The organism is Pseudomonas sp. R3-52-08, assembly GCF_003851745.1.
GTDB lineage: Bacteria > Pseudomonadota > Gammaproteobacteria > Pseudomonadales > Pseudomonadaceae > Aquipseudomonas.
The window spans coordinates 5,299,528-5,324,716 of record NZ_CP027730.1; the positions used below are offsets into that span (position 1 = coordinate 5,299,528).

General features: G+C 54.5%; 15 protein-coding genes, 6 tRNA genes and 3 rRNA genes. All 24 read right to left on the minus strand.

Features of this window, described 5'->3' with window-relative positions; all coding sequences use genetic code 11:
* Positions 1 to 27 precede the first annotated feature (27 nt).
* The 24 genes from fusA to tyrS all read right to left on the minus strand — a co-directional run bounded on the left by fusA (position 28) and on the right by tyrS (position 25,151).
* Positions 28 to 2,133, minus strand: a complete 2,106-nt coding sequence (gene fusA, locus C4J91_RS24495; RefSeq protein WP_124364614.1) for an elongation factor G — start codon at positions 2,131 to 2,133, stop codon at positions 28 to 30.
* A 30-nt stretch (positions 2,134 to 2,163) separates the two neighbouring features.
* Complete coding sequence (gene rpsG / locus C4J91_RS24500) at positions 2,164 to 2,634, minus strand: 30S ribosomal protein S7 (protein WP_002555493.1); 471 nt, start codon at positions 2,632 to 2,634, stop codon at positions 2,164 to 2,166.
* Between the two features lie 118 nt (positions 2,635 to 2,752).
* Positions 2,753 to 3,124, minus strand: coding sequence for a 30S ribosomal protein S12 (gene rpsL / locus C4J91_RS24505; RefSeq protein ID WP_002555494.1), 372 nt, complete (start codon positions 3,122 to 3,124; stop codon positions 2,753 to 2,755).
* A gap of 216 nt (positions 3,125 to 3,340) precedes the next feature.
* Complete coding sequence (gene rpoC / locus C4J91_RS24510; RefSeq protein WP_124364615.1) at positions 3,341 to 7,540, minus strand: DNA-directed RNA polymerase subunit beta'; 4,200 nt, start codon at positions 7,538 to 7,540, stop codon at positions 3,341 to 3,343.
* Positions 7,541 to 7,604: 64 nt separating this feature from the next.
* Positions 7,605 to 11,678, minus strand: a complete 4,074-nt coding sequence (gene rpoB, locus C4J91_RS24515) for a DNA-directed RNA polymerase subunit beta (RefSeq protein WP_057724824.1) — start codon at positions 11,676 to 11,678, stop codon at positions 7,605 to 7,607.
* A 219-nt stretch (positions 11,679 to 11,897) separates the two neighbouring features.
* Entirely contained in the window at positions 11,898 to 12,263 is a 366-nt protein-coding gene (rplL, locus tag C4J91_RS24520; RefSeq protein WP_003176432.1) for a 50S ribosomal protein L7/L12, read from the minus strand.
* Between the two features lie 78 nt (positions 12,264 to 12,341).
* The gene (rplJ, locus tag C4J91_RS24525; protein ID WP_003232405.1) at positions 12,342 to 12,842 is read right to left on the minus strand and encodes a 50S ribosomal protein L10; all 501 of its coding nucleotides are present in this window, start codon (positions 12,840 to 12,842) and stop codon (positions 12,342 to 12,344) included.
* 199 nt (positions 12,843 to 13,041) lie between these two features.
* On the minus strand, positions 13,042 to 13,737 hold the full coding sequence (gene rplA, locus C4J91_RS24530) for a 50S ribosomal protein L1 (protein WP_003232403.1): 696 nt from the start codon (positions 13,735 to 13,737) through the stop codon (positions 13,042 to 13,044).
* Complete coding sequence (rplK, locus tag C4J91_RS24535; RefSeq protein ID WP_003176435.1) at positions 13,737 to 14,168, minus strand: 50S ribosomal protein L11; 432 nt, start codon at positions 14,166 to 14,168, stop codon at positions 13,737 to 13,739. The genes rplA and rplK overlap by 1 nt, the downstream gene beginning before the upstream one ends.
* 116 nt (positions 14,169 to 14,284) lie before the next feature.
* Positions 14,285 to 14,818, minus strand: a complete 534-nt coding sequence (nusG, locus tag C4J91_RS24540) for a transcription termination/antitermination protein NusG (protein WP_003176436.1) — start codon at positions 14,816 to 14,818, stop codon at positions 14,285 to 14,287.
* A gap of 9 nt (positions 14,819 to 14,827) precedes the next feature.
* The gene (gene secE / locus C4J91_RS24545) at positions 14,828 to 15,196 is read right to left on the minus strand and encodes a preprotein translocase subunit SecE (protein ID WP_124364616.1); all 369 of its coding nucleotides are present in this window, start codon (positions 15,194 to 15,196) and stop codon (positions 14,828 to 14,830) included.
* Positions 15,197 to 15,241: 45 nt separating this feature from the next.
* Positions 15,242 to 15,317, minus strand: a tRNA-Trp gene (locus C4J91_RS24550).
* A gap of 163 nt (positions 15,318 to 15,480) precedes the next feature.
* A tRNA-Thr gene (locus tag C4J91_RS24555) sits at positions 15,481 to 15,556 on the minus strand.
* Positions 15,557 to 15,582: 26 nt separating this feature from the next.
* Positions 15,583 to 15,656 (minus strand) — tRNA-Gly (locus C4J91_RS24560).
* Positions 15,657 to 15,679: 23 nt separating this feature from the next.
* Positions 15,680 to 15,764, minus strand: a tRNA-Tyr gene (locus tag C4J91_RS24565).
* A gap of 141 nt (positions 15,765 to 15,905) precedes the next feature.
* A complete protein-coding gene (locus tag C4J91_RS24570; RefSeq protein ID WP_124364617.1) occupies positions 15,906 to 16,352 on the minus strand; it encodes a hypothetical protein in 447 nt (148 codons plus the stop codon).
* Positions 16,353 to 16,359: 7 nt separating this feature from the next.
* Positions 16,360 to 17,109 (minus strand): pantothenate kinase, encoded by a 750-nt coding sequence (locus C4J91_RS24575; protein WP_124364618.1) that lies wholly within the window; start codon positions 17,107 to 17,109, stop codon positions 16,360 to 16,362.
* Entirely contained in the window at positions 17,099 to 18,055 is a 957-nt protein-coding gene (gene birA, locus C4J91_RS24580; protein ID WP_124364619.1) for a bifunctional biotin--[acetyl-CoA-carboxylase] ligase/biotin operon repressor BirA, read from the minus strand. Before birA ends, C4J91_RS24575 begins: the two co-directional genes overlap by 11 nt.
* Before the next feature lie 159 nt (positions 18,056 to 18,214).
* Positions 18,215 to 18,330, minus strand: a 5S ribosomal RNA gene (gene rrf / locus C4J91_RS24585).
* 171 nt (positions 18,331 to 18,501) lie between these two features.
* Positions 18,502 to 21,393 (minus strand): 23S ribosomal RNA (locus tag C4J91_RS24590).
* Positions 21,394 to 21,632: 239 nt separating this feature from the next.
* Positions 21,633 to 21,708: transfer RNA gene (locus C4J91_RS24595), tRNA-Ala, on the minus strand.
* A gap of 10 nt (positions 21,709 to 21,718) precedes the next feature.
* A tRNA-Ile gene (locus C4J91_RS24600) sits at positions 21,719 to 21,795 on the minus strand.
* A gap of 122 nt (positions 21,796 to 21,917) precedes the next feature.
* Positions 21,918 to 23,454 (minus strand): 16S ribosomal RNA (locus tag C4J91_RS24605).
* The 16S, 23S and 5S rRNA genes sit together here with 2 tRNA genes alongside, the layout of an rRNA operon.
* A gap of 497 nt (positions 23,455 to 23,951) precedes the next feature.
* Positions 23,952 to 25,151 (minus strand): tyrosine--tRNA ligase, encoded by a 1,200-nt coding sequence (gene tyrS / locus C4J91_RS24615; protein ID WP_124364620.1) that lies wholly within the window; start codon positions 25,149 to 25,151, stop codon positions 23,952 to 23,954.
* Positions 25,152 to 25,189: the final 38 nt, after the last annotated feature.

The following is a 25,189-nucleotide window of genomic DNA, read 5'->3' on the forward strand; positions in this document are numbered from 1 at the left end:
AATTAACTCCTTGCCTAAAGGACTGAATCAGCCTTGTTTTTTGGATACAGTTTCAGCGATGTGCGCCGGAGCTGTGTTGTATTTTTTGAATTCCATAGAGTAGCTTGCGCGACCCTGAGACATGGAGCGAACGTCGGTCGCATAACCGAACATCTCACCCAACGGAACCTCGGCGCGAATCACTTTGCCGGAAACCGTGTCTTCCATACCCAAGATCATGCCGCGACGACGGTTAAGGTCGCCCATGACATCACCCATATAGTCTTCAGGTGTAACAACTTCTACCGCCATGATTGGCTCAAGCAACTCACCACCGCCCTTCTGGGCCAGTTGCTTGGTTGCCATGGAGGCAGCCACCTTAAACGCCATCTCGTTGGAGTCGACGTCGTGGTAAGAACCGTCAAAAACGGTTGCTTTCAGGCCGATCAGCGGATAGCCGGCAACAACACCGTTCTTCATCTGCTCTTCGATACCCTTCTGGATAGCAGGGATGTATTCCTTAGGAACAACACCACCTACTACTTCGTTCACGAATTGCAGACCTTCCTGACCTTCGTCAGCAGGAGCAAAACGGATCCAGCAGTGACCGAACTGACCACGACCGCCGGACTGACGAACGAACTTGCCTTCGATTTCACAGCTCTTCGTGATGCGCTCACGATAGGAAACCTGAGGCTTACCGATGTTGGCTTCGACGTTGAACTCACGGCGCATCCGGTCAACCAGGATGTCCAGGTGAAGCTCGCCCATGCCCGAGATGATCGTTTGACCAGTCTCTTCATCAGTCTTGACGCGGAAAGATGGATCTTCCTGAGCAAGCTTGCCCAGAGCGATACCCATTTTTTCCTGGTCATCCTTGGTCTTAGGCTCAACAGCAACCGAAATAACCGGCTCCGGGAAGTCCATGCGAACCAGGATGATTGGCTTGTCAGCGTTGCACAAGGTTTCACCGGTGGTGACGTCCTTCATGCCGATCAAGGCCGCGATGTCACCAGCGCGTACTTCCTTGATCTCTTCGCGGGCGTTTGCGTGCATTTGCACCATACGACCCACGCGCTCTTTCTTGCCTTTAACCGAGTTGATTACGCCGTCGCCGGAGTTCAACACGCCCGAGTAAACGCGGACGAAGGTCAAGGTACCCACGAATGGGTCAGTGGCAATTTTAAATGCCAGAGCGGAAAACGGTTCTGCGTCGTCTGCATGACGCTCCAGCTCGATAGTCTCGTCATCCGGGTCGGTACCCTTGATGGCAGGAATATCAACCGGTGCCGGCAGGTAGTCGATCACAGCATCGAGAACCAGGGGAACGCCCTTGTTCTTGAACGAGGAGCCACAAACAGCCAAGACGATCTCACCAGCGATAGTACGCTGACGCAGAGCAGCCTTGATTTCCACGTTGGTGAGCTCTTCACCTTCGAGGTACTTGTTCATCAGCTCTTCGTTGGCTTCGGCCGCAGCTTCAACCATGTTGTTGCGCCATTCGTCAGCCAGTTCCTGCAGTTCAGCAGGGATAGGCTTGCGAACAGGAACCATACCTTTGTCGGCATCGTTCCAGTAGACAGCTTCCATGGTCAGCAGATCGATCTGGCCCTGGAAATTATCTTCGGAACCGATAGCCAACTGGATCGGCACCGGAGTGTGACCCAGACGCTGCTTGATCTGACCGATCACGCGCAGGAAGTTGGCACCAGCACGGTCCATCTTGTTTACGTAAACAAGACGTGGAACGCCGTATTTGTTGGCCTGACGCCATACGGTTTCCGACTGTGGCTCAACACCCGAGGTACCACAGAACACAACGACAGCGCCGTCGAGTACGCGCAGGGAACGTTCAACTTCAATGGTGAAGTCTACGTGACCCGGGGTATCGATTACGTTGAAGCGGTGCTCGTCTTTGTACTGCTTCTCGGAACCTTTCCAGAAGGCGGTAATAGCAGCAGAAGTAATGGTAATACCACGCTCCTGCTCCTGAACCATCCAGTCTGTGGTCGCGGCGCCGTCATGCACCTCGCCCATCTTGTGACTTTTGCCGGTGTAAAACAGTACGCGCTCGGTGGTGGTGGTTTTACCAGCATCCACGTGAGCGACGATACCGATATTACGGTAGCGGCTAATCGGAGTAGTACGAGCCATAAAGCCCTCGCAAAATTAGTGAAGCTAAAATTAGAAGCGGTAGTGCGAGAAAGCTTTGTTAGCTTCAGCCATACGGTGCACGTCTTCACGCTTCTTAACAGCAGCACCTTTACCTTCAGCAGCGTCCAACAGTTCGCCGGCCAAACGCAGGGCCATAGACTTCTCGCCGCGCTTACGGGCGAAGTCTACCAACCAGCGCATTGCCAGAGCGTTACGACGGGACGGACGAACTTCAACCGGAACCTGGTAAGTAGCACCGCCTACACGGCGCGACTTCACTTCGACCAGCGGAGCGATGGCGTCGAGAGCTTTCTCGAAGATTTCCAGGGGGTCGCTGTTCTTGCGTTCTTTAACCTTTTCCAGCGCGCCATAAACGATACGCTCGGCAACGGCTTTCTTGCCGCTTTCCATTACGTGGTTCATGAACTTGGCCAGAATTTGGCTTCCGTATTTTGGATCGTCAAGCACTTCGCGCTTGGCTGCTACGCGTCTTCTTGGCATGGATAAGCCCTCAAACGGTCTTCAGGTTCGCTCGGAATCGGTGCCCTTTCGGGACGCCTCCGACCTTACTCTTATCGACTCAGAAAATAAGATGATTCAGGTTTACAAAAAGCCGTTACTACTTAGGCTTCTTGGTACCGTACTTCGAACGACCCTGGTTACGACCTTTAACGCCGGAAGTATCCAAGGAGCCGCGTACGGTGTGATAACGAACACCTGGCAAGTCTTTTACACGACCGCCGCGGATCAGTACCACGCTGTGCTCTTGCAGGTTGTGGCCTTCACCGCCGATGTACGAGGAAACCTCGAAACCGTTGGTCAGGCGCACACGGCATACTTTACGCAGTGCCGAGTTAGGTTTTTTCGGCGTGGTGGTATACACACGGGTGCATACGCCACGACGTTGCGGGCAGTTCTGCAGCGCAGGCACGTCGGATTTCTCGACGATACGCTTACGCGGCTGACGTACCAGCTGGTTGATAGTTGCCATCTACTAGCTCCACTGTTGTCTTGCGACGCTATTGTCTTGCAAGAAAAGCAAAATGGCAGGAACGAATTCCCGCCAAATTTAGGGGTACAAGAGTCTAAAGAGGATCTTGCCCCCAGTCAAGGCAAGGCCCCGACCTCCCCGCCCGTCGAACCGGGGCAAAAATGCCTCGATCCGACGAATGGGGCTGCCAGGGCCCGGACTTATTTATCGCAGAACTCAGTTACCGCTTGAGTTCAGCGCTTCGGTCAGTGCAGCTTCCACTTCACTGGCGCTTACGCGCAACGGCTTGTCAGCGTCACGGCGACGTTTACGCTCGCTGTGATAGGCCAAACCGGTACCGGCCGGGATCAGACGACCCACGACCACGTTTTCTTTCAGGCCGCGCAGGTAATCGCGCTTGCCGGTTACCGCTGCTTCGGTCAGTACGCGAGTGGTCTCCTGGAAGGAGGCCGCCGAGATGAACGACTCAGTGGACAACGACGCCTTGGTGATACCCAGCAGCACGCGAGTGAACTTGGAAACGAATTTCTCGTCGCCAGCCAGACGCTCGTTCTCTACGAGTACGTGAGTCAATTCCATCTGGTCGCCCTTGATGAAACTGGAATCGCCGGATTCAGCGATTTCAACTTTACGCAACATCTGACGCAGGATGGTCTCGATGTGCTTATCGTTGATCTTCACGCCTTGCAGACGATAAACGTCCTGGATCTCGTTAACGATGTACTTGGCCAGCGCACTCACACCCAGCAGACGCAGGATATCGTGTGGGTCGCTCGGGCCGTCGGAGATAACTTCGCCGCGGTTTACCTGTTCGCCTTCGAAGACGTTCAGGTGACGCCACTTCGGAATCAGCTCTTCGTACGGATCGCTACCGTCGTTCGGGGTAATGACCAGACGACGCTTGCCCTTGGTCTCTTTACCGAACGCGATGGTGCCGCTGACTTCAGCCAGAATCGACGCTTCTTTCGGACGACGAGCTTCGAACAAGTCGGCAACACGCGGCAGACCACCGGTGATGTCTCGAGTCTTCGAAGTTTCTTGCGGGATACGCGCGATAACATCACCGATCGCGATCTTCGCACCATCCGCTACACCGACCAGGGCGTTGGCTGGCAGGAAGTACTGAGCGATTACGTCAGTGCCTGGCAGCAACAAGTCCTTGCCGTTGTCATCGACCATCTTCACGGCAGGACGGATGTCTTTACCGGCAGCTGGACGATCTTTCGCGTCGAGTACTTCAATGTTGGTCATACCGGTCAATTCGTCAGTCTGACGCTTGATCGTGATGCCTTCTTCCATGCCCACGTAGGTCACGGTACCTTTCATTTCGGTAACGATTGGGTGAGTGTGCGGATCCCACTTGGCCACGATTGCGCCAGCGTCGACCTTGTCACCTTCTTTAACCGAAATCACAGCACCGTACGGCAGCTTGTAACGCTCACGCTCACGACCGTAGTCATCAGCGATCGCCAGCTCACCGGAACGGGACACAGCAACCAGGTGGCCATCCACTCGCTCAACGTGTTTCAGGTTGTGCAGACGGACAGTACCGCCATTCTTCACCTGAACGCTGTCGGCTGCGGAGGTCCGGCTTGCCGCACCACCGATGTGGAACGTACGCATGGTCAGCTGGGTACCCGGCTCACCGATAGACTGGGCAGCGATAACGCCGACCGCTTCACCGATGTTCACCTGGTGACCACGAGCCAAGTCACGGCCGTAGCACTTGGCGCAGATGCCATAGCGGGTTTCACAGCTGATCGGCGAACGAACGATCACTTCGTCGATGCTGTTGAGTTCGATGAACTCGACCCACTTCTCGTCTACCAGAGTGCCGGCAGGAACGATAACTTCCTCGGTACCCGGCTTGAAGACGTCACGGGCAATAACACGACCCAATACGCGCTCACCCAGTGGCTCTACAACGTCACCGCCTTCAATGTGCGGAGTCATCACCAGGCCATGCTCGGTGCCGCAATCGATCTCGGTTACAACCAGATCCTGGGCAACGTCTACCAGACGACGTGTCAGGTAACCGGAGTTAGCGGTTTTCAACGCGGTATCCGCCAGACCTTTACGAGCGCCGTGAGTGGAGATGAAGTACTGGAGTACGCTCAACCCTTCACGGAAGTTCGCTGTAATCGGCGTTTCGATGATGGAACCGTCCGGCTTGGCCATCAGGCCACGCATACCGGCGAGCTGACGGATCTGCGCAGCAGAACCCCGTGCGCCCGAGTCGGCCATCATGTACATCGAGTTGAAGGATTCCTGGTCAACTTCGTCGCCGTGACGGTCGATGACTTTCTCTTTCGAGAGGTTGGCCATCATCGCCTTGGAAACTTCGTCGTTGGCCTTGGACCAAAGGTCGATCACCTTGTTGTACTTCTCGCCCTGGGTTACCAGGCCGGAGGCGTACTGGCTCTCGATCTCTTTCACTTCATCGGTTGCAGCCGCGATGATGCGAGCTTTTTCATCTGGGATAACAAAGTCGTTAACACCGATGGAAACGCCGGAAATGGTCGAATAAGCAAAACCGGTGTACATCAACTGGTCAGCGAAGATCACGGTCTCTTTCAAACCAACCACGCGGTAGCACTGGTTGATCAGCCTGGAGATCGCCTTTTTCTTCATTGGCAGGTTGACGACGTCGTACGACAAACCTTTTGGTACAACCTGATACAACAGCGCACGGCCGACAGTCGTGTCGACGATACGAACATTGCTCACGCTGCCGCCGTCACGGTCGTTGACGGTTTCGTGAATCCGCACTTTGACCTTGGCGTGCAGTGCGGCTTCGCCGGCACGGAACACACGGTCAACTTCCTGCAGGTCAGCGAACACACGACCTTCACCCTTGGCGTTGATCGCTTCACGGGTCATGTAGTACAGACCCAATACAACGTCCTGCGACGGAACGATGATTGGCTCACCGTTGGCTGGCGACAGGATGTTGTTGGTCGACATCATCAACGCACGCGCTTCCAACTGGGCTTCCAGTGTCAGCGGAACGTGCACGGCCATTTGGTCGCCGTCGAAGTCGGCGTTGTACGCAGCACAGACCAGAGGGTGCAGCTGGATAGCCTTGCCTTCGATCAGTACCGGTTCAAACGCCTGGATACCCAGACGGTGAAGGGTCGGTGCACGGTTGAGGAGAACCGGGTGTTCGCGAATCACTTCAGCGAGAACGTCCCAAACCTCTGGCAGCTCGCGCTCGACCATTTTCTTGGCCGCTTTGATGGTGGTCGCGAGACCGCGCATTTCCAGCTTGCCGAAGATGAACGGCTTGAACAGCTCGAGCGCCATCTTCTTAGGCAGACCGCACTGGTGCAGACGCAGGGTCGGGCCTACGGTAATTACCGAACGACCGGAGTAGTCAACACGCTTACCGAGCAAGTTCTGACGGAAACGACCTTGCTTACCCTTGATCATGTCAGCCAGGGATTTCAGAGGACGCTTGTTGGAACCCGTGATAGCGCGGCCACGACGACCGTTGTCGAGCAAGGCGTCGACCGCTTCTTGCAACATACGCTTTTCGTTGCGCACGATGATGTCCGGAGCGGACAGATCAAGCAGGCGCTTCAAGCGGTTGTTACGGTTGATCACGCGGCGGTACAGGTCGTTGAGGTCGGACGTCGCGAAACGACCACCGTCCAACGGTACCAGCGGACGCAGATCTGGCGGCAGAACCGGCAGAACGGTCAGCACCATCCACTCTGGCAAGTTGCCGGAACCCTGGAAGGCTTCCATCAACTTCAGACGCTTGGACAGTTTCTTGATCTTGGTTTCGGAGTTGGTTTGCGGAATTTCTTCGCGCAGACGGCCAATCTCGTGTTCCAGGTCGATAGCGTGCAGCAGTTCGCGGACAGCTTCGGCACCCATGCGGGCATCGAAATCATCACCGAACTCTTCCAGCGCTTCGAAGTACTGCTCGTCGTTCAGCAGCTGACCTTTTTCAAGGGTGGTCATGCCTGGGTCGATAACGACATAGCTCTCGAAGTAGAGAACGCGTTCGATATCACGCAGGGTCATGTCCATCAGCAAGCCGATACGGGACGGCAGCGATTTCAGGAACCAGATGTGGGCAACCGGCGAAGCCAGTTCGATGTGCGCCATGCGCTCACGACGAACCTTGGCCAGCGCAACTTCAACGCCGCACTTCTCGCAGATCACACCACGGTGCTTCAAGCGCTTGTACTTACCGCACAGGCACTCGTAATCCTTTACCGGGCCAAAGATCTTGGCGCAGAACAGGCCGTCACGCTCAGGTTTGAACGTACGGTAGTTGATGGTTTCCGGCTTTTTAACTTCACCGAACGACCACGAACGGATCATCTCAGGCGATGCCAGTCCAATACGGATGGCGTCGAACTCTTCGACTTGACCCTGGTTTTTCAGCAAATTCAGTAGGTCTTTCAAGGCCTTTCCTCCTGGCGGAGCAGAGAGCGGGCATCACTGCCCCGCTCTCGATTCGCGTCACGTGTTATTCGGTTTCCAGATCGATATCGATGCCGAGGGAACGAATTTCTTTGATCAACACGTTGAAAGACTCGGGCATGCCCGGCTCCATACGGTGATCGCCGTCCACGATGTTTTTGTACATCTTGGTACGACCGTTCACATCGTCCGACTTCACTGTGAGCATTTCTTGCAGAGTGTATGCAGCACCGTATGCTTCCAGTGCCCAGACCTCCATCTCCCCGAAACGCTGACCACCGAACTGAGCCTTACCACCCAGCGGCTGCTGGGTAACCAGGCTGTACGAACCGGTAGAACGAGCGTGCATCTTGTCGTCTACCAAGTGGTTCAGCTTCAGCATGTACATGTAGCCAACAGTAACCGGGCGCTCGAACTTGTTGCCGGTACGGCCGTCGAACAGCTGCATCTGGCCGCTTTCCGGCAGGTCTGCCAGTTTCAGCATGGCCTTGATTTCGCTTTCCTTGGCACCGTCGAACACCGGGGTAGCCATTGGAACGCCGCCGCGCAGGTTCTTCGCCAGATCCAGGATTTCCTGATCGGTGAAGGTGTCCAGCTCTTCGTTGCGACCGCCGATCTCGTTGTAGATCTCGTGCAGGAACTTGCGCAGGTCTGCGACCTTGCGCTGCTCTTCGATCATACGGTTGATCTTCTCGCCCAGACCTTTGGCCGCGAGGCCCAGGTGGGTTTCGAGGATCTGACCAACGTTCATACGCGAAGGTACGCCCAATGGGTTGAGGACAACGTCGACCGGGGTGCCATTGGCATCGTGCGGCATGTCTTCAACCGGCATGATCACGGAGACCACACCCTTGTTACCGTGACGACCGGCCATCTTGTCGCCCGGCTGGATGCGACGACGGATTGCCAGGTAAACCTTGACGATTTTCAGCACGCCTGGAGCAAGGTCATCGCCCTGCTGCAGTTTGCGCTTCTTGTCTTCGAACTTGTCGTCCAGCAGACGGCGGCGATCAACGATATAGGCCTGGGCCTTCTCGAGCTGCTCGTTCAGAGCATCTTCAGCCATGCGCAGTTTGAACCACTGGCCGTGCTCAAGACCGTCGAGGATTTCGTCGGTGATGTCCTGACCTTTCTTCAGACCTGCGCCGCCTTCAGCCTTGTGGCCTACCAGAGCGGAGCGCAGACGTTCGAAGGTCGCGCCTTCAACGATACGGAACTCTTCGTTGAGGTCCTTGCGGATCTCGTCGAGTTGAGTCTTCTCAATGGACAGTGCACGAGCATCACGCTCAACGCCGTCACGGGTGAAGACCTGTACGTCGATGACAGTACCCTTGGTACCGGTAGGTACACGCAGGGAAGTGTCTTTAACGTCGCTGGCTTTTTCACCGAAGATGGCACGCAACAGCTTCTCTTCCGGAGTCAGCTGGGTCTCGCCTTTCGGAGTGACCTTACCGACCAGGATGTCGCCAGCGCCAACTTCAGCACCTACATAAACGATACCGGCTTCGTCCAGCTTGTTCAGTGCAGCTTCACCCACGTTCGGGATGTCTGCAGTGATTTCCTCTGGCCCAAGCTTGGTGTCACGCGCCACACAGGTCAATTCCTGGATGTGGATCGTGGTAAAGCGATCTTCTTGAACAACTCGTTCCGACAGGCAGATGGAGTCTTCGAAGTTGTAACCGTTCCAGGCCATGAACGCGATGCGCATGTTCTGACCCAGTGCCAGCTCACCCATGTCGGTGGACGGGCCATCGGCCATGATGTCGCTACGCTGAACGCGGTCACCCTTACGCACCAGCGGACGCTGGTTAATGCAGGTGTTCTGGTTCGAACGGGTGTATTTGGTCAGGTTGTAGATGTCGACGCCGGCTTCACCGGTTTCAACTTCGTCATCTGCAACACGAACCACGATACGGCTGGCATCAACGGAGTCGATCACGCCGCCACGACGAGCCACGACGCAAACGCCGGAGTCACGGGCTACGTTACGCTCCATGCCGGTACCTACCAGCGGCTTGTCGGCGCGCAGGGTCGGTACAGCTTGACGCTGCATGTTGGAACCCATCAACGCACGGTTGGCGTCATCGTGCTCCAGGAACGGGATCAGCGACGCTGCAACCGAAACTACCTGCTTGGGCGATACGTCCATCAAGGTGACGTCTTCCGGCGCCTTGACGGTGAACTCGTTCAAGTGACGAACGGCTACCAGCTCGTCGATCAGGACTTTCTTGTCGTTCATCGTGGCCGAAGCCTGAGCGATCACGTGATCAGCTTCTTCGATGGCGGACAGGAACACGATCTCGTCAGTGACCAGACCCTCTTTCACCACACGGTACGGGCTCTCGAGGAAGCCGTACTGGTTGGTGCGCGCATAAGCGGCCAGGGAGTTGATCAGACCGATGTTCGGACCTTCCGGCGTTTCGATCGGGCATACACGACCGTAATGCGTCGGGTGTACGTCACGGACTTCAAAGCCAGCGCGCTCACGAGTCAGACCGCCCGGGCCCAGTGCAGAGACACGGCGCTTGTGGGTGATCTCGGAGAGCGGGTTGTTCTGGTCCATGAACTGCGAGAGCTGGCTGGAGCCGAAGAACTCTTTCACCGCTGCAGCCACTGGCTTGGCGTTGATCAGGTCTTGCGGCATCAGGCCTTCGCTTTCAGCCATCGACAGACGCTCTTTGACCGCACGCTCAACACGTACCAGGCCAACGCGGAACTGGTTCTCGGCCATTTCGCCTACGCAGCGAACACGACGGTTACCCAGGTGGTCGATGTCATCGACAATGCCTTTGCCGTTACGGATGTCGACCAGGGTCTTCAGTACCGCGACGATGTCTTCCTTGCACAGCACGCCCGAACCTTCGATTTCGGTACGACCGATACGACGGTTGAACTTCATCCGGCCGACCGCAGACAGGTCATAGCGCTCAGGGCTGAAGAACAGGTTGTTGAACAGGGTCTCGGCAGCGTCTTTGGTTGGCGGCTCACCAGGACGCATCATGCGATAGATCTCGACCAGCGCTTCCAATTGGTTGCTGGTGGAGTCGATCTTCAGCGTGTCGGAGATGAACGGACCGCAGTCGATGTCGTTGGTGTACAGGGTCTCGATGCGAACGACCTGGGCCTTGGCAATTTTGGCCAGGATCTCGGTGTTCAGCTCGGTGTTGCACTCAGCCAGGATTTCGCCTGTAGCCGGGTGAACGATGACCTTGGCGGTAGTGCGGCCCAGGACGTAGTCCAGCGGCACTTCCAACTCTTTGAGGCCGGCTTTTTCGATCTGGTTGATGTGGCGCGCGGTAATACGACGGCCAGCTTCAACAATGACCTTGCCTTTTTCATCCTGGATGTCCAGGACGGCAATTTCACCACGCAGACGCGAAGCGATCAGCTCCAGCTTGAGGGTTTCATCCTTCAGGCTGAATACGTTGGTGGTGTAGAAGGCGTCCAGCACTTGCTCAGTGGTATAGCCGAGCGCGCGCAGCAGTACCGAGGCCGGCAGCTTGCGACGACGGTCGATACGCACGAACACGCAGTCTTTCGGGTCGAACTCGAAGTCCAACCACGAACCGCGGTACGGAATGATCCGCGCGGAGTACAGGAGCTTACCGGAGCTGTGCGTCTTGCCGCGGTCGTGGTCGAAGAACACGCCCGGGGAACGGTGCAGCTGGGAAACGATTACGCGCTCGGTACCGTTGATAACGAAGGTACCGTTTTCAGTCATCAGTGGGATTTCGCCCATGTAGACTTCTTGCTCTTTGATGTCCTTGATCGCTTTGTTCGACGATTCTTTGTCGAAAATGATCAGACGGACTTTTACCCGCAAAGGTACGGCGTACGTAACACCGCGCAACACGCATTCTTTGACATCAAATGCCGGTTCGCCCAGGCGATAACCGACGTACTCCAGCGCAGCATTGCCGGAGTAGCTGATGATCGGGAAAACGGATTTGAAGGCCGCATGCAGGCCCACGTCGCGGAACTGATCTTTGGTCGCTCCCGCCTGCAAGAATTCACGATACGAATCCAGCTGGATAGCCAGAAGGTACGGGACATCCATGACGTCCGGCAACTTGCTAAAGTCCTTGCGGATACGTTTTTTCTCAGTATATGAGTAAGCCATCAGCGTTCCCCAGCTTGGTCACCTGCTTGTTTGGCCCTCCCGACGGGAGCAGCCAGAAAATCTTGCAAACCCCATGGTTTGCACCACCGCATCGGGTGGCTACAGCGCGTTAATGGCGGCGACCGAGTCGTCAGCCAAGAACGGAAAAAGGCCGGTGGCAAGAGCCACCAGCCATCAGCCTTCAGCTTAAAGCGTGGGCTGGAGACGCAAGGTCGATGCTTACTTCAGCTCGACTTTAGCGCCTGCTTCTTCCAGAGTAGCTTTGGCTTTGTCAGCAGCGTCTTTCGACACAGCTTCCAGAACCTGGGCAGGAGCGCCGTCAACTACAGCCTTGGCTTCTTTCAGGCCCAGACCGGTCAGTTCACGTACTGCCTTGATCACGTTTACTTTCTTCTCGCCAGCTTCCAGCAGCATGACGTTGAATTCGGTTTGCTCTTCAGCAGCGACAGCAGCAACAGCTGGGCCAGCGGAAGCAGCGGCAGCGGAAACGCCGAATTTTTCTTCGAAAGCTTTGATCAGCTCAACAACCTGCAGAACCGACATTTCAGCTACGGCGTTGAGGATATCGTCTTGGGAGATAGACATTGCTGTATTTCCTGAATTGGGGGACGGCCTACGCGGCCATCGAAATAAACAAAAATACGCGAGAGACGTTGCTCAGCCTTAGGCTGCGGCAGCTTCTTTTTGCTCGCGAACTGCAGCCAGAGTACGAGCCAGCTTGCTGGTAGCGCCTTGAATCACGCTCATCAGCTGCGAAATGGCTTCGTCGCGGGTCGGCAGTGTTGCCAGTACGTCGATTTGGTTAGCTGCGAGGAACTTGCCCTCGAACGCAGCTGCCTTGATCTCGAACTTGTCCTGACTCTTGGCGAATTCCTTGAACAAACGGGCAGCAGCGCCTGGATGATCTTTGGAGAACGCGATCAGAGTCGGGCCGGTGAACACGTCGTTGAGCACACTGTATTCAGTGTCAGCAACGGCGCGCTTGAGCAAGGTGTTACGTACAACACGTACGTACACGCCAGCTTCACGAGCCTCTTTACGGAGTCCGGTCATAGCGCCTACTGTCACACCACGGGCATCAGCCACGACAGCGGACAGAGCAGCTTTGGCAGCCTCGTTGACTTCAGCGACGATGGCCTTCTTGTCTTCGAGATTAATTGCCACGGGTTTAACTCCTGCTTGTTACCGTTTCATCCGGCCTAGGCCTGATGTCGTTTTGGTGTCTGATTCGGTAAGGAACCGGGAGCACCATCTGCGTAGGCTTGTTGGTTTAAGACTTGCGTCGCCTACGGTCTTGGATAGCCCCCGCCAGGCAGGGACCCCAATCTTTCAATTGGCGCAATCACTTGCGCCAACCTGTGTCTTATACGTCCAGCGAGCCTTGGTCGATGACCAGACCTGGGCCCATAGTGGTACTCAGGGTAACGCGCTTGACGTAGATACCTTTCGAGGAAGCAGGCTTGATACGCTTCAGATCAGCGATCAGGGCTTCAACGTTTTCCTTCAGCTTGACGGCATCGAAGCCGACCTTGCCAACGGAGGTGTGAATGATGCCGTTTTTGTCGGTGCGATAACGAACCTGACCAGCCTTGGCGTTTTTAACCGCGGTAGCTACGTCTGGCGTTACGGTGCCGACTTTAGGGTTAGGCATCAGGCCACGTGGACCCAGGATCTGACCCAACTGACCTACAACGCGCATTGCATCCGGGGAGGCAATAACGACGTCATAGTTCAGGTCGCCGCCTTTCATTTCGGCAGCCAGGTCGTCCATGCCAACGCGATCGGCGCCAGCGGCCAGAGCAGCTTCAGCGGCCGGACCTTGGGTGAAGACAGCAACACGTACGGTCTTGCCAGTACCGTGTGGCAGCACAGTAGCGCTACGAACGACCTGGTCGGATTTACGTGGGTCAACGCCCAGATTCACAGCAACGTCAACGGACTCGCTGAACTTGACAGTCGACAGCTCGGTCAGCAGAGCAGCAGCGTCTACAAAATTGTAGGCCTTGCCCGCTTCGATTTTGCCGGCGATAGCCTTTTGGCGCTTGGTCAGCTTAGCCATTACACACCCTCCACGTTAAGGCCCATGCTACGAGCAGAACCGGCGATGGTACGCACGGCTGCATCCATATCAGCTGCAGTCAGATCCGCGTTTTTGGTTTTCGCGATTTCTTCCAGCTGAGCACGAGTTACGGTGCCAACCTTAACGGTGTTCGGACGAGCGGAACCGCTAGTCAGACCGGCAGCTTTCTTCAGAAGAACCGAAGCCGGAGTCGACTTGGTTTCGAAAGTGAAGCTACGGTCGCTGTATACAGTGATGATCACTGGAGTCGGCAGACCTGGCTCAAGACCCTGAGTACGGGCGTTGAAAGCCTTGCAGAACTCCATGATGTTCACGCCGTGCTGACCCAGAGCTGGACCGACGGGTGGGCTAGGGTTGGCCTGAGCGGCCTTCACTTGCAGCTTGATGTAAGCGGTAATCTTCTTGGCCATGAGGCACTCCAATTACGGGTTCGAACGCCTCGAAAGGCTCCCCGGTTACTTGCGCGTTTATCCCAGTGACGACAAAACCCCACAGCCTAGGCTGCGGGGTTGGGATGCTTGCTCAGCTAGACCTTCTCGACCTGACTGAACTCCAACTCTACCGGAGTAGAGCGACCGAAAATGAGCACTGCCACTTGGATCCGGCTCTTTTCGTAGTTAACTTCTTCGACAGTGCCGTTGAAATCAGCGAACGGACCGTCTGTAACACGAACAACCTCACCTGGCTCGAACAACGTCTTCGGCTTAGGTTTGTCGCTACCGTCAGCAACGCGACGCAGAATTGCTTCCGCTTCTTTGTCAGTGATCGGCGCAGGCTTATCAGCGGTACCGCCAATGAAACCCATGACACGAGGAGTGTCCTTGACCAAGTGCCAAGTACCTTCGTTCATGTCCATCTGTACCAGCACGTAGCCAGGGAAGAACTTGCGTTCACTCTTGCGCTTCTGACCATTCCGCATTTCAACCACTTCTTCAGTGGGAACCAGAATTTCGCCGAAGCCATCTTCCATGCCTGCCAGCTTTACGCGCTCCAGCAAAGAGCGCATAACATGCTTCTCGTAACCCGAGTAAGCATGCACAACGTACCAACGCTTAGCCACGGGACACCCTTAGCCAACAATCAAGGAAACAAGCCAGCCGAGCAGGGAATCAAGCCCCCACAACAGCAACGCCATAACCAGAACAACAGCCACGACAATCAATGTGGTCTGTGTGGTTTCTTGGCGAGTCGGCCAAACGACTTTACGAATTTCGGTGCGAGCTTCCTTTACCAGGACCGCGAAAGACTTGCCTTTAACGGTCTGCAGACCTACAAAGGCAGCTACAGCAGCAAGGGCAAGCAAAGCGAGAACGCGGTACAGGATCGGCGAAGCAGAATAGTACTGATTGCCAACAACGCCTACGACCACCAAGGCGACTACGGCGAGCCACTTGAACAGATCGAAACGAGAGCTTTGAGCTTCAGCCTTAGGAGTCATCTATGAAGATCCTGTGAAAAGAAAGCCAGACACACCATGTGAATCTGGCAGGTCAGGAGGGAATCGAACCCCCAACCTACGGTTTTGGAGACCGTCGCTCTGCCAATTGAGCTACTGACCTAAAACAAAATCAGGCCGACCATTATGCAGGCCTGAAAAAGACTTTACAATAACCAACCCCAACAGACTTGAAATCAACTGACAACCAACGCCAGAAACAACACGATACAAGCCGAGGCAGCCGTTAAAACAAAGGCAGATATTTTCATATCTGCCTTGTTATATGGAGCTCTTGAGCGGATTTGAACCGCTGACCTCACCCTTACCAAGGGTGTGCTCTACCAACTGAGCTACAAGAGCAAAACACCGTGCACAAACTGCAAACTTGGAGCGGGTAGCGGGAATCGAACCCGCATCATCAGCTTGGAAGGCTGAGGTTCTACCACTAAACTATACCCGCGGAGCTTGCAGCTCACGCTAAAATGGTGGAGGGGGAAGGATTCGAACCTTCGAAGTCGTAGACGTCAGATTTACAGTCTGATCCCTTTGGCCGCTCGGGAACCCCTCCTAAGCGAGCCGGCATTTTACATCACGCCGACCTTCTGTCAAGCATTTTCTCATTTAAATTATGAGGTTAGCTGCATTGACGTCGCTTCCCACCAAAGCCTCTGAAGGTCTTCACTGCGAAGCGGGCGCCATTCTATGCAAACTATTCGAGAGTTGCAATGCCTTCGCACAGCATTATTTTGTGTTTTAACTCATTGAATTCCTTAGCAAGGTTTTCAAAGGGCAGATCATCCGCCAAGCGCCTGCTTTCAGGGGCCACTCGAAGCCAGTAACCGCTGGCCTCAGGCATGTTCAGCAATTGAACCTTGACCTTTATATCCAGGCTGGTGAGGCGCTGCTCGACAGCTTGCGCCTGACGCTGATCGGTAAATCCTCCGATGTACAGGCAGGAATTTTGCGTGTCGGGCGTTTTTGCACGATCTCTTCGAGCCATCGTTTCGGAAGATTCACTCAGCAATCGTATGTCCTGCTGGGAGCCACGATAAAGGCTCAGGGGGGTGACGTCCTTGGCGCGCAATGGCGCCTCTTGCTGATGCCATATATAATAAAAGACGTTGAGGATCAGTAGAAGCAGGAACAGCCAACGCATAAACACCTCATAACAACGGACATGCCATTGCCAGACCAATAAATACCAGATCAGGAACAAGCCGCGCCTGCGGCACAGCGTCGAACACCAGGTCAGCATCTCCACCCGTCAGGAACACCGTGAAGTCGTCTCCCCAATAACCTCTGGCAAGCTCGATCTGTGTCAACACAAACCCCCTTAGCATCAGTGTACAGCCACGCTCGACGGCCTCGGCGGTTGTACGTCCAGGCAATAGACGTTCCAGAGCACGCTCAGCAGCAGCGTCGTCGTAGCGTATCTTGCGCGTATGCGTGCGCAGCTGGTTGCGCATAAGAGGCAGACCAGGGCAAATGAAACCTCCCAAGTGTTCGCCATCTGCATCGATAAAATCGGCAGTCGCCGCAGTGCCAAAATCCAGCACCAGGCAAGCGCCTGACGCCAACTTGTACCCACCAAGGATCGCCAGCCAACGATCAAGACCAAGCCGCTCGAAATCGTCATAGCCATTGCGAACGCCCGCCATCTGCGCAGCTGATGTCGCGCACGAAACAGTGATGCCAAAAGCCTCGACCAATGTCTCAACCAGCTTGTTTGTTTCCTCCAGCGCACGAACGCTCACCAGCCGGCAACGGGTGAGCGACATGTCCGGCACCGCATTCAGACTTTCAATCAATGCGAGATTCGAACCGACAACGCCCTCCGCCACGGCGGCCACCCTGTCGACACCCAGCACTCGCCATTTGATAAAGCTATTCCCACAGTCGAGTTCAAGAATCATCACGCAACCTCAGGCTTAGCTCACCACCGCTGTAAGTTTTCTCAACACCGTCAACGCTCAAGCGCAACGCACCTTGACGGTCAACACCGAGTACCACTCCATCAATACGATTCACACCGGCGATAAGCGATACCGCCCGCCCTTGCCATGCATGATTGCTCTCCCATTCCTCCTGGAGAGCTGAAAAGCCAGACTCCCTGTGCCGATCCAGGTAGCGCTGGAGCTGCAAGCTGACTTGGGCCACCAAGGCATTACGATCAGCAGCAGAACCCGTCTCAAGCTGTACCGACGTCCATTGCTGGTCAACCTCGGCCTTCTGCATATTCACGTTGATGCCGATGCCGACAACCACGTGACAGATGTCTGCCGGATCCCCCACTAACTCCAGCAATATTCCAGCAATCTTCTTCTGCCCGACCAATACGTCGTTTGGCCATTTCAAGGCTGCGCCCTGCACACCCGACTCTCGCAAAGCCTGGATGACCGCCAAACCCACCACAAGACTCAAGCCCTCCAATTGCCCGAGGCCATCCTCAATACGCAGCACGAGACTGTAATAGATATTTTGGGCGAATGGACTGACCCACTTTCGGCCACGCCTGCCTCGGCCAGCTGTTTGCTGCTCAGCCAATACCAGAACCGGCGCGGCTTGCGCAGCACCCACCAAGCGCAACGCCTCAGCATTGGTGGAATCAATCGAGTCATGAACGTGGATAGGCCACGGCGCCGACGGCACACTTCGCGCAATCTCTTCTGCATTCAAAAACACCAGCGGCGCTGCTAGCTGGTATCCCTTACCACGCACCTTATGAATAGGTAGATTCAATTCAGCCTCAAGAAGCTGAAGCTGCTTCCACACGGCACTGCGGCTAACGCCTAGGGCGGCACCCAGCGCCTCCCCGGAATGGAATCGGCCATCTTTCAGAAGTTCTAACAGCGTAAGCATGCAGGTATCGCCTCACAATGAGGCACGCATAATAGCCATGCGAAGAGGCATTGCATAGAAAGGCCGCACATCCCCAGCCGGAGATATATACCCCTGGCACTTTTCGACCGTCCAAAACAAAACCCCATCTGCTTTCGCAAATGGGGTTTCGGAATTTAATCTTGACGATGACCTACTCTCACATGGGGAAACCCCACACTACCATCGGCGATGCATCGTTTCACTACTGAGTTCGGGATGGGATCAGGTGGTTCCAATGCTCTATGGTCGTCAAGAAATTCGGGTACTGAGTCGTGGCCAGATGGCCTCGCTTCAGCAAATTGGGTATGGGATAGAAGTCGGTGTTTTGTGAGCCTCGAACTTTCGGTTCATTGCGTCTTCACACACCGCAATCTGATGCTTCTGCTTTTTTAAAGTCAGGAGTAGTCAAATTGCTTGGGTGTTATATGGTCAAGCCTCACGGGCAATTAGTATTGGTTAGCTCAACGCCTCACAGCGCTTACACACCCAACCTATCAACGTCGTAGTCTTCGACGGCCCTTCAGGGGACTCAAGGTCCCAGTGAGATCTCATCTTGAGGCTAGTTTCCCGCTTAGATGCTTTCAGCGGTTATCTATTCCGAACATAGCTACCCGGCAATGCCACTGGCGTGACAACCGGAACACCAGAGGTTCGTCCACTCCGGTCCTCTCGTACTAGGAGCAGCCCCTCTCAAATCTCAAACGTCCACGGCAGATAGGGACCGAACTGTCTCACGACGTTCTAAACCCAGCTCGCGTACCACTTTAAATGGCGAACAGCCATACCCTTGGGACCGGCTTCAGCCCCAGGATGTGATGAGCCGACATCGAGGTGCCAAACACCGCCGTCGATATGAACTCTTGGGCGGTATCAGCCTGTTATCCCCGGAGTACCTTTTATCCGTTGAGCGATGGCCCTTCCATACAGAACCACCGGATCACTAAGACCTACTTTCGTACCTGCTCGACGTGTCTGTCTCGCAGTCAAGCGCGCTTTTGCCTTTATACTCTACGACCGATTTCCGACCGGTCTGAGCGCACCTTCGTACTCCTCCGTTACTCTTTAGGAGGAGACCGCCCCAGTCAAACTACCCACCATACACTGTCCTCGATCCGGATAACGGACCTGAGTTAGAACCTCAAAGTTGCCAGGGTGGTATTTCAAGGTTGGCTCCACGCGAACTGGCGTCCACGCTTCAAAGCCTCCCACCTATCCTACACAAGCAAATTCAAAGTCCAGTGCAAAGCTATAGTAAAGGTTCACGGGGTCTTTCCGTCTAGCCGCGGATACACTGCATCTTCACAGCGATTTCAATTTCACTGAGTCTCGGGTGGAGACAGCGCCGCCATCGTTACGCCATTCGTGCAGGTCGGAACTTACCCGACAAGGAATTTCGCTACCTTAGGACCGTTATAGTTACGGCCGCCGTTTACCGGGGCTTCGATCAAGAGCTTCGCGTTAGCTAACCCCATCAATTAACCTTCCGGCACCGGGCAGGCGTCACACCCTATACGTCCACTTTCGTGTTTGCAGAGTGCTGTGTTTTTAATAAACAGTCGCAGCGGCCTGGTATCTTCGACCGGCATGAGCTTACGGAGCAAGTCCTTCACCCTCACCGGCGCACCTTCTCCCGAAGTTACGGTGCCATTTTGCCTAGTTCCTTCACCCGAGTTCTCTCAAGCGCCTTGGTATTCTCTACCCAACCACCTGTGTCGGTTTGGGGTACGGTTCCTGGTTACCTGAAGCTTAGAAGCTTTTCTTGGAAGCATGGCATCAACCACTTCGTCGTCTAAAAGACAACTCGTCATCAGCTCTCGGCCTTAGAATCCCGGATTTACCTAAGATTCCAGCCTACCACCTTAAACTTGGACAACCAACGCCAAGCTGGCCTAGCCTTCTCCGTCCCTCCATCGCAATAACCAGAAGTACAGGAATATTAACCTGTTTTCCATCGACTACGCTTTTCAGCCTCGCCTTAGGGACCGACTAACCCTGCGTCGATTAACGTTGCGCAGGAAACCTTGGTCTTTCGGCGTGGGTGTTTTTCACACCCATTGTCGTTACTCATGTCAGCATTCGCACTTCTGATACCTCCAGCAAGCTTCTCAACTCACCTTCACAGGCTTACAGAACGCTCCTCTACCGCATCACTTACGTGATACCCGTAGCTTCGGTGTATGGTTTGAGCCCCGTTACATCTTCCGCGCAGGCCGACTCGACTAGTGAGCTATTACGCTTTCTTTAAAGGGTGGCTGCTTCTAAGCCAACCTCCTAGCTGTCTAAGCCTTCCCACATCGTTTCCCACTTAACCATAACTTTGGGACCTTAGCTGACGGTCTGGGTTGTTTCCCTTTTCACGACGGACGTTAGCACCCGCCGTGTGTCTCCCATGCTCGGCACTTGTAGGTATTCGGAGTTTGCATCGGTTTGGTAAGTCGGGATGACCCCCTAGCCGAAACAGTGCTCTACCCCCTACAGTGATACATGAGGCGCTACCTAAATAGCTTTCGAGGAGAACCAGCTATCTCCGAGCTTGATTAGCCTTTCACTCCGATCCACAGGTCATCCGCTAACTTTTCAACGGTAGTCGGTTCGGTCCTCCAGTTAGTGTTACCCAACCTTCAACCTGCCCATGGATAGATCGCCCGGTTTCGGGTCTATTCCCAGCGACTAGACGCCCTATTAAGACTCGCTTTCGCTACGCCTCCCCTATTCGGTTAAGCTCGCCACTGAAAATAAGTCGCTGACCCATTATACAAAAGGTACGCAGTCACCCAACAAAGTAGGCTCCCACTGCTTGTACGCATACGGTTTCAGGATCTATTTCACTCCCCTCTCCGGGGTTCTTTTCGCCTTTCCCTCACGGTACTAGTTCACTATCGGTCAGTCAGTAGTATTTAGCCTTGGAGGATGGTCCCCCCATATTCAGACAAAGTTTCTCGTGCTCCGTCCTACTCGATTTCATGACTAAGAGATTTTCGCGTACAGGGCTATCACCCACTATGGCCGCACTTTCCAGAGCGTTCCGCTAATCTCAAAGCCACTTAAGGGCTAGTCCCCGTTCGCTCGCCACTACTAAGGGAATCTCGGTTGATTTCTTTTCCTCAGGGTACTTAGATGTTTCAGTTCCCCTGGTTCGCTCCATACACCTATGTATTCAGTGTAAGGTAACCATCTTATGATGGCTGGGTTCCCCCATTCAGACATCTCCGGATCAAAGTCTGTTTGCCGACTCCCCGAAGCTTTTCGCAGGCTACCACGTCTTTCATCGCCTCTGACTGCCAAGGCATCCACCGTATGCGCTTCTTCACTTGACCATATAACCCCAAGCAATCTGGTTATACTGTGAAGACAACATTCGCCGAAAATTCGATCATACTCAATTAAGAGCGACTCACAAATTTTACCTTAGCCTGAGCCGTTACCAGTGAAAGTAACGGTCAGTCTATCTTTCTATCACATACCCAAATTTTTAAAGAACGATCTAATCAAAGACTAGAAATCAATATTCACAGCGGAATACTCATTTCTAAACTCTAACAGCAGAAACAGTTAATGGTGGAGCCAAACGGGATCGAACCGTTGACCTCCTGCGTGCAAGGCAGGCGCTCTCCCAGCTGAGCTATGGCCCCATAACAAAATTGGTGGGTCTGGGCAGATTCGAACTGCCGACCTCACCCTTATCAGGGGTGCGCTCTAACCAACTGAGCTACAGACCCAATTTCGAGCGCAACTGATTAGCTAAGAGCTATCAGCTTGGAGCTTAAAGCTGCTTCTATCGTCTTCTTCAATGAATCAAGCAATTCGTGTGGGAGCTCATGAAGCAGCTGATGTCGTCGATTAAGGAGGTGATCCAGCCGCAGGTTCCCCTACGGCTACCTTGTTACGACTTCACCCCAGTCATGAATCACACCGTGGTAACCGTCCTCCCGAAGGTTAGACTAGCTACTTCTGGTGCAACCCACTCCCATGGTGTGACGGGCGGTGTGTACAAGGCCCGGGAACGTATTCACCGCGACATTCTGATTCGCGATTACTAGCGATTCCGACTTCACGCAGTCGAGTTGCAGACTGCGATCCGGACTACGATCGGTTTTCTGGGATTAGCTCCACCTCGCGGCTTGGCAACCCTCTGTACCGACCATTGTAGCACGTGTGTAGCCCAGGCCGTAAGGGCCATGATGACTTGACGTCATCCCCACCTTCCTCCGGTTTGTCACCGGCAGTCTCCTTAGAGTGCCCACCATAACGTGCTGGTAACTAAGGACAAGGGTTGCGCTCGTTACGGGACTTAACCCAACATCTCACGACACGAGCTGACGACAGCCATGCAGCACCTGTCTCAATGTTCCCGAAGGCACCAATCCATCTCTGGAAAGTTCATTGGATGTCAAGGCCTGGTAAGGTTCTTCGCGTTGCTTCGAATTAAACCACATGCTCCACCGCTTGTGCGGGCCCCCGTCAATTCATTTGAGTTTTAACCTTGCGGCCGTACTCCCCAGGCGGTCAACTTAATGCGTTAGCTGCGCCACTAAGAGCTCAAGGCTCCCAACGGCTAGTTGACATCGTTTACGGCGTGGACTACCAGGGTATCTAATCCTGTTTGCTCCCCACGCTTTCGCACCTCAGTGTCAGTGTTGGTCCAGGTGGTCGCCTTCGCCACTGGTGTTCCTTCCTATATCTACGCATTTCACCGCTACACAGGAAATTCCACCACCCTCTACCACACTCTAGTCAGTCAGTTTTGAATGCAGTTCCCAGGTTGAGCCCGGGGATTTCACATCCAACTTAACAAACCACCTACGCGCGCTTTACGCCCAGTAATTCCGATTAACGCTTGCACCCTCTGTATTACCGCGGCTGCTGGCACAGAGTTAGCCGGTGCTTATTCTGTCGGTAACGTCAAAACAATCACGTATTAGGTAACTGCCCTTCCTCCCAACTTAAAGTGCTTTACAATCCGAAGACCTTCTTCACACACGCGGCATGGCTGGATCAGGCTTTCGCCCATTGTCCAATATTCCCCACTGCTGCCTCCCGTAGGAGTCTGGACCGTGTCTCAGTTCCAGTGTGACTGATCATCCTCTCAGACCAGTTACGGATCGTCGCCTTGGTGAGCCATTACCTCACCAACTAGCTAATCCGACCTAGGCTCATCTGATAGCGCAAGGCCCGAAGGTCCCCTGCTTTCTCCCGTAGGACGTATGCGGTATTAGCGTCCGTTTCCGAACGTTATCCCCCACTACCAGGCAGATTCCTAGGCATTACTCACCCGTCCGCCGCTCTCAAGAGAAGCAAGCTTCTCTCTACCGCTCGACTTGCATGTGTTAGGCCTGCCGCCAGCGTTCAATCTGAGCCATGATCAAACTCTTCAGTTCAAACATCTTTGGGTTTTTAAGAAACCCTAAACTTGGCCCAGCAATCGTTGGTTACATCTTTGATTTCTCGCGGAGTAACTTGTGATGCTGATAATCTTGTTGACTATCAGCCTGACTCCACAAGCACCCACACGAATTGCTTGATTCAGTTGTTAAAGAGCGGTTGGTTAAGAGCTATTCGTCTCAACCGAGGCGCGCATTCTACAGCAGCCTCATTTGCTGTCAAGCGGTTATTTTCAGAAGTTTTCGAAGATTTCTTCAACAACTTCAACCACTTGCGCTTGCGATCTCTCGTAAGCGGGAGGCGAATTCTACAGCGTTACACGCTGCTGTCAACACCTCTTTTTCAACTTCCTTTTGGCTTCGATGAACTGAAGCAACTTACCGTCGAAACCTACTTAACTCATTGTTTACCAATAAGTTTTCCGTTTCGACTGCGCCGGAAGTGGGGCGAATTATAGAGCGATATAATTCGCCGTCAAGCCCTAATTAACGACTTATTCGGATTTGAGCGTGATACGCGCAAATGCCTTCTTGCCCGCCTGGCAAACGTGAGTCGCGCCTAGCTCGTATATAAAGGTGCGATCAACCACCTCGCCATCTATACGCACACCACCCGAACCGAGAAGATCACGGGCAACCGCTGAGTTCTTCACCAGGCCCGCCTTATTAAGGACAGCTGCGATCGGCATTGCCTCTGCCGCCGTCAACTCGATCTCCGGCAGATCGTCCGGCAACTCGCCATCCTTCATACGATTACCGGCCGCACGGTGAGCGTTGGCCGCAGCCTCTTCACCATGAAAACGCGCCACGATCTCTTCGGCCAGCTTGATCTTCACATCACGCGGGTTGGCACCTGCCTCCACATCAGCACGCAACGCATTGATCTCATCCATCGAGCGGAAGCTCAGCAACTCGAAGTAACGCCACATCAATGAATCCGGAATCGAAACCAGCTTGCCGTACATCACGCCCGGGGCCTCCTGGATACCGACATAGTTGCCCAGCGACTTGGACATCTTCTTGACACCGTCCAACCCCTCCAGCAACGGCATGGTCAAGATGCACTGAGCTTCCTGCCCATAGGCACGCTGCAGCTCACGCCCCATCAACAGGTTGAACTTCTGATCCGTCCCGCCCAGCTCGACATCCGCACGCAACGCCACCGAGTCATACCCCTGGACCAACGGGTAAAGAAACTCATGGATAGCGATCGGCTGATTGGTGGAATAGCGCTTGTCGAAGTCATCGCGCTCGAGCATGCGCGCGACGGTGTATTGCGACGTCAGGCGGATGAAGTCCGCCGGCCCCATCTGGTCCATCCAGGTGGAGTTGAATGCCACCTCGGTTTTGGCCGGATCAAGGATTTTGAATACCTGGGTCTTGTAGGTCTCGGCATTGTCGAGCACTTGCTCGCGAGTGAGCGGCGGACGCGTTGCGCTCTTGCCGCTCGGGTCGCCGATCATCCCGGTGAAGTCACCGATAAGGAAGATGACTTGATGACCCAGCTCCTGGAACTGACGCAGCTTATTAATAAGCACGGTATGGCCAAGGTGCAGATCCGGCGCGGTTGGGTCAAAGCCGGCCTTAATACGCAGGGGCTGGCCACGCTTGAGCTTTTCGACCAGCTCAGCTTCGACCAACAGTTCTTCCGCACCACGTTTTATCAGCGCTAGCTGCTCTTCAACCGACTTCATAACAGACCCGCAAGGCTCAGATTCAAAAGGGAACCAAC